The following is a 15,255-nucleotide window of genomic DNA, read 5'->3' as shown; positions in this document are numbered from 1 at the left end:
GTGGCGTTCAATGAAGGATAGCCATCCAGCAGACTGGCTGTGCTCCAGCTTAACGTTCATCTCAAAGGTCCGGCGTAGGTTCACCCGGACCGTTGTTTTGTATGCTGTCCAGCCTTGAGTGTGACTCGCTTCGGTTTGTGCGCGTTGTGTCGCCGTGACCGGTGCTTGATTTTCCGCTTGAGCTTCTGTCTGGACTTGGTTTTCGGATAAAGTCCCTTCGACAACGGGAACCCGTGAATTTTCTTAAGGCGACTCTTGCCGCCGCTTCTCTTATACCTGCGATTCCGAAGTCTGGTACGCTTGCGGCCCTTTGGCCATCTCGCCCGAATACTACGCTTGCCGCGGGGCAATTCGGGTGGTGACTCAGGTAAAGGGGGTGCTGGTTGTGGCAAGCCCTGAATGGCTGCATATTCGATTGGCGGCAGACCCAGCACAGGCAGCTGACACACCACCGATTCAGGAAATTCTCGAATCGTGCTGGTATAACCCTCCGGTATAGCGGTGACCTGACGCAGCCCTTCGCCTTCCCTCGTCCATACAGGTCCACCCGGCTGCTGAATCAACGGGAACCAATGCGGATGATGACATACCCATTGACTGACCATGAGGTGCATACTGCTTCGGTAGGAATCAGGTCCGTATACACGTGTAGCTGCACTGTTGTTACGGACACCAATCCGTTCCACTTCCTCGGGATGATCGAGCAGATAGCCCACTTTTTGCGCCAGCATGTCGCTGTTGCCCGGCTCTACCAAAAAATCTGTATTTCCGGTAGCCTCCATCAATTCCACAAGTCCACCCTGCGCAAAGGCTACCACGGGCTTACCGTAAACTAGCCCTTCCAGGGCGGTCAGACCAAAGCCTTCTTCCACCATACTTGGGATCACAACAATATCCATTGCGCTATAGGCCGTTGACACGGATTCCTCGAATGAATTGAACTGGAAGCGGCGGCTATAACGAGATTGGCGGATTAAAGAGACACATTTTACGTAATATTCCGAGTCCACCGAGCTGCCGATGATCCAGAAACGACACCGCGAATTGGTTTCGCACAGCTTTAGAGCCATTTGGACAAAAGGTAACAGCCCTTTGGCTTCGTAGATAAAGGAAGAAATATAACCAATGCAAATATGAAAATCCCGCAGCCCCAGTTTTTCACGTTTCCTTTTCCGTTCCAGCACATGCTCTCTGGGAGACGGCATATCCATATCCCGGCAGGGAGACAACACCGTATGCGGACGTGTCAGTCCCCCACCATGCAAAGGACGCATTACAGCTTGAGAAATGCCGATGACCCATTGGCTATAGCGCTCAATGATAGAAACAGAAACTGGCGTATGCGCATTCTGGTTAATGACTTCGGTAATTTTCCAGATCACCGGAATATTAAGCTCATGGGCAGCCATTGCAGGCATGACGTTCACACAGGTATTGACCAGCACCACATCAGGTCGAGCATGCCGAAGCATCTGGAACAACGGTGCATACGCCACATGGGTCCGCAAATTCTCCGCATCCTGCGCCAATCCCTCATATGGGGTATACATGCCATGCAGCATGAACAGATTCTGTGTCAGAACGGTGATTCCGCGCTTGCGGGCCATTGAGGTCAGCCGCCCTTCACCAGGCGTTACGAGAATACAATCGAAGTACGTACGCATATCTAGACAAAATTGCAATAGCAGCTTCTCGGCCCCCGTAATACTGCGGACGTTGCTAACATGGCTGAATAACATCATTTTCGGCTTGATCGGAGTTCACCTCCTTTAAAATAGCAACCACCGGACGTGTGAATCACCTTATGGAAATATGACCGACAACAGTTGGTCAATCCGGTGACCATACGTGTGCTCCCGCAGGGTTCGTTCCAGAGCACGCAGAGCAATCTCACGACGCTCCTTTTCATGCGTCAAATAAAACTCAACCTTCTCCAGCAGTTCCTGCTGAGAGCTGTAGGTCTCTATCTCTTCCCCTGGCTTGTAAAAACGAGCCAGATCATCTCTTGTATCTGTCAGTTGCAACGTGCCACTGGCAGAAATTTCAAACGTACGCGGATTGGGCGAAGCCCCCGGAATTTTCAGTGAGTTGTTGTTCACCGAATCATCCTGATGGGAACGATGAAGATTAATTACGATTTTGCTGCCGTTGTACGAATCATTGGTCTCGCCCGGAGACATCCAGCGACCCAGCTCAATTTTGTCGCCATACGACTGATAATCTGGGAGACGATCCCACCAGATTCCGTTGATTTTAATGTTACGAGCCATGAGCTGCGGCATAATCGGATTAAAGAAATAGATGCGGTTCCAGTAGGCTGAGCCTGTAAACCCAATCTCACGTCGTACCGAAGCGGGCGAGCTGAGGGGGAAATAGTGAGTCAGAAATGCTCCAAAGGGCAAATAGTGCACAGACGTGCAACCCAACTGACGGTACAGCTCCATGCAGTTCATTTCTAACGTGAACACATAATCATAATTCGTAACGATTTTGGTCGTCGTGTCGGTGTAATATGGATCGTCCGTTAGCCAGATGGCGGTGGGGATGCCCAACTGGCGTACCGCAGTAACCTGCTCCAACGGAAGATCCATTCCATCCAGTGCCAGCATCAGATTCGGACGGAGCTGAGCGGCAATATCTCCTACCGGCTGACGTGGGTCTGTTACGGTAACCTGAGCCGTCATGCTCTGCAATGTGGTAATGACCGCCTCATCCAGCGGAGAATACGGAAGGCCTTTGCCTGAGACGACATACAGTACATGGATCTGTCGAAAAGGGAAAACTGCTTTCATCCGCGCAACAATTGCGTTAGCACGGCCGCGCAGATATCCTTCGTCGTATCCGTCATGCAATCCCGCAGTTCTCCCCTTTTCCCAGGAGGCTGCCGCCGTCTGGTGAACAGCCGGGTCATACGGTCCTGTCGTAGATATCGTCATCACTTTCACTCCTCACTGTTTATGGTGTTTACTTTAGGCCATCGCCTTGTCCAGCAGTTCTTCCATGCGATTGGAGTACATATGCTTTTGCATAGTCGTGTACAATGCGCGCCAGGCCATGCGTTCGCGTTCCCAATCATGCTTGAGATAGTAGTCCAGCTTCACTTTCAATTCATCTGCTCCAGAGAAAGTTTCAATGTCATAGCCTGGTCGGTAATAACGGCTCAAATCCTTCCGAACATCCGTCATTTGAAGCGTGCCGCAAGCAGAAATTTCATATGTCCGAGGATTGATGGACTCCGCTGAAAGCTGGTGTGTATTCCGATTATCCAGTCCGGGGTCTGTCGGGCGGTGCATATTGATGACAATTTTAGAGCCGTTATAATATTGAGCGGTCTCTTCCGGTTCCATAAAACCCGGACGGATAAAGCGTTCCAGCACATCCCGCCGGGTCAGCCGATCCCAGTGCCCACCTACGATCAGCACTCTTTTGTCCGCCAAGAAGGGAGCTAGGTGGTCGAATAGCTTCACACGGTTCCAGAAGGCATTTCCAATGAAGCAAATATCATGCTGATGCTCCCGCTCTACCCGCCGAGGATAAAAGATACGAGCTGACGCAGCCAGCGGCAAATAGTGAACCCTCGTTACTCCCTGATCGCGATAAAACGGCAGGCAAGAAATTTCGTGCGTAAATACGACATCGTAGGATTGACAGATCAACGCCGTATCCTCCGTAAAGTAAGGATCATCTACAAACCATATGGCCGTCCGAATGCCTAGGGCTCGTATTTGCTGTACCTGCTCCAGATGATCCGCCGGAAAAACATGCAGCCCGTTCATGACCAGCACGAGGTCTGGACGTTGAGCCTCGGCGTCAGCTAGCATCGTAGCAGGCGAACCGATGGCGCATGAGCTGCATATTTGGCCTAATGCTTCTTGCACACCTGTGTCTATAGCTGCGAAACCTTGCGGAATATACAACACTTTCAAATGACGAACAGCAGGCTGTATGGCCACGACCTGTGACAGAGCAGCCGTGCAACCGCCCATTCTGCGTCCTTCCCGATAGCCGCATCGGTACGCTTCGCGTTCATTTCCGCTTTGTTGATCGTTCACATCCTTCACCCTGTCCTGTTGTAGGATAAACTTCTGTCACTCCTAAACTATATGCGGAGGGGTCAAACGCATCATGGACGACTGCCACTGCCCGGACAAAATTGGCGTTTGCCCGTCCAACTGCCGAACCGCAAATAACCCCGAAGCTGTGTAGCTTCGGGGGGTTAGCTGTCATGGATGTTCTGCATAGTTTACTGAGCCTTGTAAGCGACCTGGTGTCCATCTTCATAACCTTTGGCAAAGCCTGAATTGAAACCCTCGTTGTAAGCTGCATCATACCCCTGCTGAAATGCCTGCGGATCATGCTCCAATGCAACAGTCCCGGGCTGTGGATTCTCCGCAGAAGGGACTGCCACCGGGTTAGCTTGAGGTTTTTTTCGCCGCCGCAAAAGAGGATGTCTTCTACGTGCAGAATGATGTCCTCTTTTACGGCGTCTTAGAGCAAGCAGACGTCTTCTTCTCCGTTTTAATCTGCGAATGCTGGAACGCCGGGCATCTTTACGTCTTTTGCGGGCTTTTTCCCGAGTGGCGCGTTCCCACCTTGTGCTCATTTTCATTCCTCCTTTGCTTTCTCGTGGTGGTTTCATTTTTCTGAACAGGCACATGGAGCCACGGTTTCGTCGGTTTTCCATATACCTGTCGTCTTAATGGAATACCCGCCAACATTTGCGTGATTTCGCCCTGGTAGTTGCTGAGTATACGAATGGTTTCTTCCAGACGGGTAGCCGACATATCCGCATGGGGCGTCAAGTCCGCAAGACTGGTCAGCATCCGGGCAACGGCGTGCTGGCTGGCAGCAATAGACTCCATTATATCCAGCTTGATCTCACGTTCACGCCTCATGCTCATTAGTTCATATCCCCCGAGCCCATGCCTCCCATCATCCCTTCCATGCCGCCACCCTGCTGCTCATCCTGATCCAGCAATGCTTTGAGATTGCTGCAAAGACCAGTCTGAAGCCGCGTTAATCCCTCCAGCATTTCCACCATTTGCTCGTGAATCTCCAAAGGTCGCCCCAGCTGTTCTTCATCGGTGTCAAAGGCGTGGGGCGCCAGATGGTTCAGCGCCCAATTACGCACTTTTTCTGCTTCGACCGCCTTGGCCTCCAGGATCATAGACACATTCCGCTGCATTTTGGAGGCCGCATCCAGCATGTGAATCATTGCTTGTTCCCTACTCATGTGTTCACTCCCTGCCCTCGGTTGTTACGTTACTCCTCTTCCGGGTATGCCGTTTCCTTCACGACACGAACGAGCATTTCAGCCATTGCTTCCTGAAGATCGGCAATGCCGTTCAGATAGGCCACAATGCTTTTGTTTACTTGTCCCGAGCTGTCGAGAATGCCCGGAATTCCGTCAAAACGCGGCTCCTCATCTGGCAGTTCATGTATGATCTGCGCCATGCGCACAACCACCTGCCGTTCCGCATCCAACAACCTCGACATCTGCTGCTGCGAGTGCGAAATGTGGATCAGCAAATCATCTAACTCGTTATGCATAAGCCCCTCCTTTATGTGCTCCGCCGTGCGGAACGCACGAATTACCTACGGGCTTTCCGCTACTACAGCGTATGCCGCAGCGAGTAGTCGGTTCCGCCTAAAAGCGCCTATTCGATCATCACAAATGCCCTCGCAACACTGGTGGAGCAATAATAGGCTGCTTCTCCGTCAATGCCGACAATTCTTCGGAGGACAAAAATTGAATTGGATAGTCCTCAGCCCGCCAGCTCATCACAGCGTAGAGGGTAAGGAATGGTCTTTTCCAGCCGTTGCCGATTTGGTACAGTTGCCCACCTTCAGCATACAGTAACTCGATCCAGCGCTTACGTTGAGCGGGGATATGAAGTGTGGGCAACATGGACATGTTCCCCAGCTCAGGAGCCGCCAGCACAGGCAAGGGTTCCTCTGGCGACTCAGCTACAGGTGCATCAGTGCTGCCGGAAACTGTGACCTCCGGCTTCCCTACCAAGGGAAGTGCCAACAAGTCCAGCTGAGACAATCTGACAGGGCGCACGTTTTCACCTCCCGCAGCACTGACTCCATGCAGATACCGCCTTCTTCCCGGCTCTAACCGAAATACTACACCGGACGGTCCCTGAACAACCGCTCCGATGGGGTAAAAGCTTGCCGCTGATACGTGTGTTTCCTTATCTGTTGAGATCTGGCCGTCCGTCTCCGCTGTACTGAATTTCAGGGTGTGAAACAGCTTATCCGCATCCCCCCACTTTTGTACAAAAAAGGATCGGTTCCGGCTGCTTTCCTCCATTGAACCGCTTGTTTCGGTCGTTAGAGGAAAACCATACACCGTATCCCGATCTCTTTCTTCATAATGGATAAAAGCATCTCCGGCAATTGCCATACGTATCCCCAACAAACGCACACGCAGTAGCCAATCTGCATGGGCCTCCTCAATACTGTGGCAGCCTTCGTCCCAGTAGCCCGTTTTTTTCAGTGTCTCTCTGCGCAGCAATAAACAAAATCCAGCCAAGCTTTCGGTCTCTCGCCATGCATCCGGTTTGGGAACATTGAAGGTCATGGCAAATTGACGTGCTCCATTTTCGTTCATATCAGGAACCTCAATCTGCTGTTCTTTGAATGGACCATTCGTTACAGGCCCAACAACACCCATACACGGATCGCTGTGTAAACACCCTAACAACCGATCCAACCAGCCGGGGGTCACCATGGAGTTTTGATCCAGTACCACAATAGTAGTGCCTTTTGCCATCATCAGCCCCTGATTCAGGCTACCTATCATTTGCACATCCTTTTTTAACAGCGCATAACGCACAGCGATGCTTTTACGGAGCAAATAGGTGGATGTCCCGTCCGTCGAGCCGCAGTCCACTACAATAATTTCGTGAGGATGGCTCGTATTCTCCTCAATACGGTGAATGCATGCACGGAGCTGTTGAAGCTGATTGCAGGACGGAATGATAATACTGACGCCTTCAAATACTTTGCCGAACGAAGCCTGACCCAACCTGTTACCTTGCTCCTGGCCCCTTTTATATCCTGACCAATAGCCTTTCTTTCCGAGCCGCTTGCTGTGTTTCCTTTGCATATTCAGGCGTTTCATGCCGTTCACTCCTCCGGGTGGCATTATGCCTATACTATATGCCTGGCCCGGTAGGATGGTGTTTCATTGAGATCAAGGTAGAAGTCCTTTCATTTTCAATCCAGCTTCCTGAAGGGAATCGAAGGTTCCTGCGTCGCTCCAATAACGCCGTAAAATATCATATTCCAGCTTGCCTTCAGCAGCATAACAGTTGTTAACATCCGTGATCTCAAGCTCACCACGTGCCGAAGGTGTAATTTGCCGGATTTTATCGAACACGGCAGTATCGTACATATAGATACCCGTAACGCAATATTTGGATTGGGGATGCTGCGGCTTTTCTTCAATCCGCGTAATGCTCTCCGGGCGCTCAGGATCAAACACGGGTACCCCGTAACGACGGGCATCTGCCACCTTTTTCAACAACACTCTGGCGCTCCCCGGGGGCTGTTGCTTGAATCGTTCGATCACAGGTCCCAAGTCTTCCTTGAACAAATTATCACCTAACAAAACAGTGAATTTCTCTTCTGCCTGCATATAGCTTCTTGCCAGTTCGAGTGCTTCCGCAATGCCGCCCGCCTTTTCTTGAATCCGGTATGTCAGTTGGACACCATAATCACTGCCACTGCCCAAAAAATCGGTATACAGTCCGGCCGATTGTTTACCAATAATAATAAGCATATCCGTGATCCCGGCCTGTCGCAGCCTCTCGATACCATATACGATCATGGGATACTTGCCGACCGGAAGCAGATGCTTGTTGAGTAATGTAGTCAACGGATGAAGGCGCGATCCGGTTCCTCCTGCGAGAATAACCCCTTTCATATCTTCCTTCCTCCTTCGACAGCATGTTCAGTGCATACAACCCCAGCGTTTCCAGTTTCGATGAACATTCTGGGATCTATGCTCCATTTCTCTATAAACAAACGATAGTTCCGCTCGATCAGCTCTTCGATCCAGGAAGTTTCCGAGCGTGAGAAGCTCGCATTCCCCTCGTGATAGACAAAACAGTCGTTGCACATGAGCAGCTTGTAGCCATGCACACGTGCGCGCAGACAATAATCGTCATCCTCATAATGTCCGGGACTGAACCGTTCATCCAGCAATCCGATCCGTTCCATCAGATCACGCCGGAATAACAAACAAAATCCGACCAACCGCTTAACCTCCTGCCACCTGGAGGGATTACTTACATTATTCTGCTCCGCATATCTCAGACAGCTGGCCAAATCTCCTTCCAAGCCGTGTATCTGCTGAATACCGCTGACGCAATTCGTCACCGGTCCCACCAATCCCACGATGCTTTCGCTCTGCAATGCAGCTAACATATTCGATAGCCATCGCCGCGTAACCGTCACATCATTGTTTAAAATAACGAACTGGTCACCTGAAGCCAGCCGGAGCCCCGTGTTACATGCTGCTGGAAAGCCTTTGTTTTCAGGAAGACGTATACTGATCAGCCGCTCGGATGCACAAAAATCATCCGTTCCGTCATTCGAAGCGTTGTCCACAACAATGATTTCATACGGTACATCTATCGTATGTGTCCGAATCGCCTCAATGCACGGCTTTAACAGATGCAGGCCGTTATAAGTCGGAATAATGATGCTCGTCAGACTCATAGCTTATTCCTCCCTTTGGCAACGTCTACCCGTGTTGGAACAGGCCCGAGCGGGGAGTACCCGGCTACCTGAAACACCGCCGTCAGTGCCTCTGCATGGTCACCGACGATCAACTGTTCCATAGCGTTCCCTTTGCCAACATTGAAGGTCCGCTTACGGTTCGTTTTAATGACATCAACAGCATGTACTGCCGCCACGATCATGCCATACAGAATTGCCATGGCGTGGGCTTTTGGCGGTACGGCAAGCACGGCTGAGCCAAGCTGATCCAGTAAACGCCGAGATAATGCATGCGGTACCGCGGTCAATGAGCTTGCTCCCAAATCCGGTCTGCGCAGTACGCGATTCAGGAATGCTTTGCACCGTGTCACGCTGTCTTGCTGGGCATAGGGGGGCAAATGTCTGCCCAGATCATTAAGCGCGACATCCGTTCCCTGATCCACCGCGTGGAGAAAAGGCAGCAAATCAGATGCTGGAATCGGCAAATCTCCGTCCACGAACAGCACAATATCAGCCTGCGTCATACGCGCGCCTACTGCACGGCCAACATCATGCCCCAGTCGATCGGGCACGTTGACGAGAGTCACATTAGGATGATGTTTGGCTACGGTGGAGCGCGTGCCGTCCGTGCAGCCGTTCAATACGACAATGATATCCGTAAGCGGGAGTTTTTCCAGCTCGCTCAGCACCCGTTCAATCGTAGCCTCTTCATTACAGGCGCTGACCACGGCCGCTGCGGTTCCCTGTAATACAATATCTCCCGGAACTTCGCGTTCCACAGGTGGAGTCACTTCGGTCATTCCTGTTGCCCGAGGTGTGGGCTTTCTCACCCTACGGCTATGCATTGAAGTCGTCGTTCCTCGTTTTCGCTGAACACGTCTGATCCCCCAGCTCGGTTCTTCACGCTTCCCTCTGCGATACGGTCTACTCACAGTTTCACCTCGTCTCTGATCCGTTTGCGCTCCAAATCCGTAAAGCCCGCACGCGTTCCCAGATGCGATGTAAGCCAGGCAATGGCATCCAGATGATCCTGAACAATTACACCTGCCAGCGGGTCCTTGCCGTTCTGTTTTTTACGTGTCGCATTTATTTTACCGACAGCTATTCCATATACAGTCACCACTCGTAACCCGGAAGCGATGGACATAGCTTGAAATAAGGGAGGTTTCTCCAAGGGCTTTGGACCTATTTTATTTAGAGCCTTTTGACTAATGGCGTGTGGAATGCCAGTCATAGACGCTCCCCCTAAATCAGCACGATTCGACAAGATATTCAATACATGCTTTGCCTCCACTACAGGATGTACGGGCGTACGATTCACAGGTCCATGGTAATCATTCAGCACCACATCCGCTCCTGCACATATGGCGTGTATAAACGGTCGGAGTCTAACGCAGGGAATGACGATATCCCCATCCAGGAAAAGCAGGATCTGTCCGGATGCCGCCTCCGCTCCAACACGACGGCCAACATCATGTCCGAGCGGTTCCGGGAAAGAAAGTACACGAGCTCCCGCCGCTGCTGCCACCTTCGCCGTTCTATCGTGTGATCCGTTCTCAACGACGATAACCTCTGTATGTGGATGGACACGGCGCGCCTCGCGAATCACAGCTCCGATTGTTTTTTGCTCATTCATGGCCGGAATAATGACAGATACGAAAAACTTTCCCACTGATGACGGTCCAGATGGTCGCTCTTCGCCGATCTGTGCCCCTCTCTCCGTGTCGAGTACCTCCCTCATGGCAGGGGTCTTATGCATGTTCGGCATTCGTAACGGCAGCCACATCTTAGAATGATAGTATGCGCCGGAATGCCGCCTCCGTTTGATCTTGTATCCAGCTCTTCCCTGCTTCTTCATGCTCCCGTCTCACCTCCCTTCCTGCTGTATAGATGGACAGCATGATTAGGACAGTTCAACATAACCTATGCGGTCCAAAAGCCGTGTGTAACGGCAAGCGTGGAGTCTTTTCGACATAGCAATTTTCGACTTTATTTTACATAACTTATTAATCCTATTAAATAAGTGAGTTATTAGGGTCTAAAGATTCATTTTGGATAAATTTGTGACATAGATCTTCTCGTCTGTCATTCTCTGTGCTAATATCAGAGCCAGATGATGGGAGTTCAAAAAATCAACATTAGTTTTTTTTGCATAAGTCATTCTTTTCCATTATCCACCATTATTCTATTTTCTTTATATACGACAGGAAAGGAGGAGTTTGTCACCTTTTTAGGCCACATGCTTCATACTGCAGTACCCTCTTTTCACGTACGCTTCATGAAAAACACTTCGGTATTTCTCTTCATGTTCCATTTTCTTCTATTCCAGACGACAACACGACCTACATAAATGGCGCAATGCCTTATTCAAGACAGGATGATTCATCCTGACATTAATCGAGGAGAGTGAATTTTTAATGAAAAAAGTATGGGTTTCGCTTCTTGGAGGAGCTATGTTGTTAGGGTCTGTCGCGTCTGGTGCATCAGCGGAGAGTTCCGTTTCGGGGCCGACTCAGCTTACACCGACCTTTCACGCCGAGCAATGGAAAGCCCCTTCCTCGGTATCGGGTGACGACATTGTATGGAGCTATTTGAATCGGCAAAAGAAATCGTTATTGGGTGCGGACGACTCTAGTGTACGTGAACAATTCCGAATCGTTGATCGCACAAGCGACAAGTCCGGTGTGAGCCATTATCGGCTGAAACAGTATGTAAACGGGATTCCCGTATATGGAGCTGAACAGACTATTCATGTGGGCAAATCTGGTGAGGTCACCTCTTACTTAGGAGCGGTGGTTACTGAGGATCAGCAAGCTGAAGCTACGCAAGGTACAACTCCAAAAATCAGCGCTTCTGAAGCGGTCTACACTGCATATAAAGAAGCATCTGCACGGATTGAAGCCCTCCCTACCTCCGACGATACGATTTCTAAAGATGCTGAGGAACAAAGCAGTGTAAGCAAAGACACTTACGCCGAAGCAGCTAACAACGAAAAAACGCTATCCATTGATAAAGACGAGCTGAGTCTTGATAAAGCGTCTGCCTTGAAAGATAGCAAAATTGAAGCGGTGGAGACAGAAAAAAGTTCCATTGCCAAAATCGCTAATCTGCAGCCAGAAGTAGATCCTAAAGCCGATCTGTACTTCTATCCTAAAGGGGATGACCTGCAGCTGGTTTATGTAACAGAAGTCAATGTTTTAGAACCTGCCCCACTGCGTACTCGCTACATTATTGATGCCAATGATGGCAGCATCGTATTCCAGTATGACATCATTAATGAAGCGACAGGCACAGGTAAAGGTGTGCTTGGTGATAGCAAATCATTCAACACGACGGCTTCCGGTAGTAGCTACCAGTTAAAAGATACAACACGCGGTAATGGTATCGTGACTTACACGGCCTCCAACCGCCAAAGCATCCCAGGTACCCTTCTGACCGATGCCGATAATGTATGGAATGATCCAGCCGGCGTGGATGCCCATGCATATGCTGCCAAAACATATGATTACTATAAGTCTAAATTTGGACGCAACAGCATTGACGGACGCGGGCTGCAACTCCGTTCGACAGTCCATTACGGTAGCCGCTACAACAATGCCTTCTGGAATGGCTCCCAAATGACTTATGGAGACGGGGATGGTAGCACATTTATCGCCTTCAGCGGGGACCCCGATGTAGTGGGACATGAACTTACGCACGGTGTCACAGAGTATACTTCGAATTTGGAATATTACGGAGAGTCTGGTGCATTAAATGAAGCTTTCTCGGACGTTATCGGCAATGACATTCAGCGTAAAAACTGGCTTGTAGGCGATGATATTTATACGCCAAACATTGCAGGCGATGCCCTTCGCTCTATGTCAAATCCTACGCTGTATGATCAACCAGATCACTATTCCGACTTGTATAAAGGCAGCTCCGATAACGGTGGCGTTCATACGAACAGCGGCATTATTAATAAAGCCTACTATTTATTGGCACAAGGTGGTACTTTCCATGGGGTAGCTGTAAATGGAATTGGCCGCGATGCAGCGGTCCAAATTTACTATAGTGCCTTTACGAACTACCTGACTTCTTCTTCTGACTTCTCCAACGCACGCGCTGCTGTGATCCAAGCGGCAAAAGATCTGTACGGTGCGAACTCGGCACAAGCAACTGCAGCTGCCAAATCTTTTGATGCTGTAGGTGTAAACTAAATCATATACGCTATAATCCTCATATTCTCGTCCATAGACCGTTGCCGTTGTGCAACTGTCATGTGGCCCTACTCATACAATGGACGAAAAAATAGGGGTGCAGTGTACAAGTCTGCGCCCCTTCCCCCCTTATTTATGGCGTCCCCTCAAAGGGGCGCCCTTTTCATATTCATAGAGTCCCTACGATCATTTTCGACTAAATAAGACAAATAAACCGTAAATCAGGGACTAAAGATTCATTTTGGGGTATTTTGTAAAATTAATCTTCTCGTTCGACAACCTCTGTGCTAATATCAGAGCCGAGACGATGAAATTGCAAAAAAAATAAACCTTAATATTTTACATAAGGTCATTTTTATCCAGCCTCTTCACGTTTCAAAGGAGCAACAAGACTTACATATATGACGCTAGGCTTCTGCAAACAGGGTGTTTTTTACCCCAACATTAATTAAGGAGAGTGAGTATGAATTGAAAAAAGTATGGGTTTCACTTCTAGGAGGAGCTATGTTATTAGGAGCCATTGCGCCTGGAGCCTCCGCAGCTGAAAATTCTGTTCCCGATCCGACTCAGTTTACGCCAACATTCCAAACGGTGAACTGGAAGTCTCCTTCAACGGTAACAGGCGACAATCTGGTCTGGGGCTTTTTAAATCGACAACAAAAAACATTATTGAGTCTGGACGATACCCACATCGGTTCCCATGTGCGCGAGCAATTTCGTATCGTGGATCGCACCAGTGACAAATTTGGTACAAAGCATTATCGGTTAAAACAATATGTAGACGGAATTCCCGTATTTGGAGCCGAACAGACCATCCATGTGAACAAGTCTGGTCAAATCACCTCTTATTTGGGAGCTGTCATTTCAGAAAATCAACAAGCCAATGCCAAAGAAAATACAACTCCAAAAATCAGTGCTACTGAGGCTGTATATACCGCTTATAAAGATGCAGCTATACGGGTTCAGTCTCTCCCTTCCTCCGCCCCAATCGTTCCTGAACCTTACGAGGGTACAAGTAGTGTAAGTAAAGACACTTACGGAACAGCATCTAACAATGAATTTTCAATCTCTGTTGATAAGGACTCCTTGGATTTGGATAAAGCAGCTGAACTGGAGAACAGTACATTGGAAGTGGTAGAGCCTGCATCCTCTATTCCCAAGATTGCCAATCTGGAACCAAGCGTGGACCCTACAGCAGAACTGTACATCTATCCCGATGGAGACTCCACACGTCTCGTCTATGTAACCGAAGTTAATACTCTACAGCCCACTCTGCTGCGCACACGTTACTTTATTGACGCTAATGACGGAAAAATCGTATTCAAGTATGACATTCTTAACGAAGTGATCGGCACAGGGCGCGGTGTATTCGGCGATACCAAAACATTTGAAACCACAGCCTCGGGCAAGAAGTATCAACTAAAAGATACGACTCGTGGTAAAGGAATCCTAACTTATAACGTCCACAACACCGAGACGCTCCCCGGCACCCTGTATACAGATTCCGATAATGTATGGGAAGATCCGGCTGCGGTGGATGCCCACGCTTACGCTATCCGCACTTACGATTATTACAAGGATAGATTTGGACGCGACAGCATTGACGGGCATGGCATGGCCATCGCTTCGGCAGTCCATTACGGCGCAAAAAACTACAATAATGCCCACTGGGGTGGCACTCACATGCTTTACGGAGACGGAGACGGCACGTTATTTGCCCCTTTTAGCAGCGATCTTGAAATTGTTGCCCATGAGCTGACACACGGTGTAACCGAGCATTCATCAGGGCTCGTGTATTTCGCTGAATCTGGTGCATTAAGTGAAGCCATCTCAGATATTATAGGCAACGACATTGAGCGTACCAATTGGGATTTCGGCAAAGTCGCTTATACTCCTAATATTAAGGGCGACGCCATTCGCTCCCTCTCCGATCCTGTCAAATACGGTCAAGTCGATCACTACAGCAATCTCTATCCTGATCCTAACAACGAGGATTATGGTGGAGCCCATATTAATAGTGGCATTATTAATAAAGCCTACTATCTACTGGCACAAGGAGGCACCTTCCATGGTGTCAAGGTAGATGGAATCGGACGTGATGCAGCCGTATATATTTATTATAATGCCTTCACCAATTATCTGACTTCTACGTCTAACTTCTCCACCGCGCGTGCCGCTGTTATCCAAGCGGCCAAAGATAGTTATGGTGAAAATTCAATAGCCGTAACCTCTGCTATGAAGTCTTTTGACGCTGTAGGTGTGAGATAAGTGAAATAATACAAACTTCCCCGATATTACAAGTCTACCCCCTTCCCTTTTATGTATACGG

The 15,255-nt window shown here is 49.4% G+C and carries 14 protein-coding genes; 2 read left to right on the top strand and 12 right to left on the bottom strand.

Features of this window, described 5'->3' with window-relative positions:
• Nucleotides 1-80 precede the first annotated feature (80 nt).
• The 12 genes from G9G53_RS14790 to G9G53_RS14735 form a co-directional block, all read right to left on the bottom strand.
• Nucleotides 81-1,742, bottom strand: coding sequence for a glycosyltransferase (locus G9G53_RS14790; protein WP_029518282.1), 1,662 nt, complete (start codon nucleotides 1,740-1,742; stop codon nucleotides 81-83).
• A 60-nt stretch (nucleotides 1,743-1,802) separates the two neighbouring features.
• Entirely contained in the window at nucleotides 1,803-2,936 is a 1,134-nt protein-coding gene (locus G9G53_RS14785) for a CgeB family protein (protein ID WP_029518281.1), read from the bottom strand.
• 33 nt (nucleotides 2,937-2,969) lie between these two features.
• The gene (locus tag G9G53_RS14780; RefSeq protein WP_165148579.1) at nucleotides 2,970-4,061 is read right to left on the bottom strand and encodes a CgeB family protein; all 1,092 of its coding nucleotides are present in this window, start codon (nucleotides 4,059-4,061) and stop codon (nucleotides 2,970-2,972) included.
• Nucleotides 4,062-4,243: 182 nt separating this feature from the next.
• Nucleotides 4,244-4,603 (bottom strand): hypothetical protein, encoded by a 360-nt coding sequence (locus G9G53_RS14775; protein WP_039272662.1) that lies wholly within the window; start codon nucleotides 4,601-4,603, stop codon nucleotides 4,244-4,246.
• A complete protein-coding gene (locus tag G9G53_RS14770) occupies nucleotides 4,551-4,901 on the bottom strand; it encodes a hypothetical protein (RefSeq protein ID WP_039272663.1) in 351 nt (116 codons plus the stop codon). Before G9G53_RS14770 ends, G9G53_RS14775 begins: the two co-directional genes overlap by 53 nt.
• On the bottom strand, nucleotides 4,901-5,233 hold the full coding sequence (locus G9G53_RS14765; protein WP_029518277.1) for a hypothetical protein: 333 nt from the start codon (nucleotides 5,231-5,233) through the stop codon (nucleotides 4,901-4,903). The genes G9G53_RS14770 and G9G53_RS14765 overlap by 1 nt, the downstream gene beginning before the upstream one ends.
• A 29-nt stretch (nucleotides 5,234-5,262) precedes the next feature.
• The gene (locus G9G53_RS14760) at nucleotides 5,263-5,550 is read right to left on the bottom strand and encodes a hypothetical protein (protein WP_013311765.1); all 288 of its coding nucleotides are present in this window, start codon (nucleotides 5,548-5,550) and stop codon (nucleotides 5,263-5,265) included.
• 118 nt (nucleotides 5,551-5,668) lie between these two features.
• Nucleotides 5,669-7,129, bottom strand: a complete 1,461-nt coding sequence (locus G9G53_RS14755; RefSeq protein WP_165148576.1) for a glycosyltransferase family 2 protein — start codon at nucleotides 7,127-7,129, stop codon at nucleotides 5,669-5,671.
• Between the two features lie 72 nt (nucleotides 7,130-7,201).
• Nucleotides 7,202-7,933: a sugar phosphate nucleotidyltransferase gene (locus G9G53_RS14750; RefSeq protein WP_029518275.1), complete on the bottom strand. Its 732-nt coding sequence runs from the start codon at nucleotides 7,931-7,933 to the stop codon at nucleotides 7,202-7,204.
• Nucleotides 7,930-8,730 carry a glycosyltransferase family 2 protein gene (locus tag G9G53_RS14745; protein WP_029518274.1) on the bottom strand — a complete coding sequence of 267 codons (801 nt, stop codon included), beginning with the start codon at nucleotides 8,728-8,730 and terminating at the stop codon, nucleotides 7,930-7,932. The genes G9G53_RS14750 and G9G53_RS14745 overlap by 4 nt, the downstream gene beginning before the upstream one ends.
• A complete protein-coding gene (locus G9G53_RS14740) occupies nucleotides 8,727-9,662 on the bottom strand; it encodes a glycosyltransferase family 2 protein (protein WP_029518273.1) in 936 nt (311 codons plus the stop codon). Before G9G53_RS14740 ends, G9G53_RS14745 begins: the two co-directional genes overlap by 4 nt.
• Nucleotides 9,659-10,588, bottom strand: a complete 930-nt coding sequence (locus G9G53_RS14735) for a glycosyltransferase family 2 protein (protein WP_029518272.1) — start codon at nucleotides 10,586-10,588, stop codon at nucleotides 9,659-9,661. The genes G9G53_RS14740 and G9G53_RS14735 overlap by 4 nt, the downstream gene beginning before the upstream one ends.
• A 559-nt stretch (nucleotides 10,589-11,147) precedes the next feature.
• Between G9G53_RS14735 and G9G53_RS14730 the strand changes: the two genes are divergently transcribed.
• Together G9G53_RS14730 and G9G53_RS14725 are read left to right on the top strand one after the other, a co-directional pair.
• Nucleotides 11,148-12,926 carry a M4 family metallopeptidase gene (locus tag G9G53_RS14730; protein ID WP_069012639.1) on the top strand — a complete coding sequence of 593 codons (1,779 nt, stop codon included), beginning with the start codon at nucleotides 11,148-11,150 and terminating at the stop codon, nucleotides 12,924-12,926.
• A gap of 468 nt (nucleotides 12,927-13,394) precedes the next feature.
• Nucleotides 13,395-15,194: a M4 family metallopeptidase gene (locus tag G9G53_RS14725; RefSeq protein WP_165148573.1), complete on the top strand. Its 1,800-nt coding sequence runs from the start codon at nucleotides 13,395-13,397 to the stop codon at nucleotides 15,192-15,194.
• Nucleotides 15,195-15,255 lie beyond the last annotated feature (61 nt).

It is taken from the genome of Paenibacillus sp. EKM206P, assembly GCF_011066155.1.
Lineage (GTDB): Bacteria > Bacillota > Bacilli > Paenibacillales > Paenibacillaceae > Paenibacillus > Paenibacillus polymyxa_D.
Note: the sequence above shows the minus strand (reverse complement) of the source record. Positions and strands in the feature narration are given on the sequence as shown.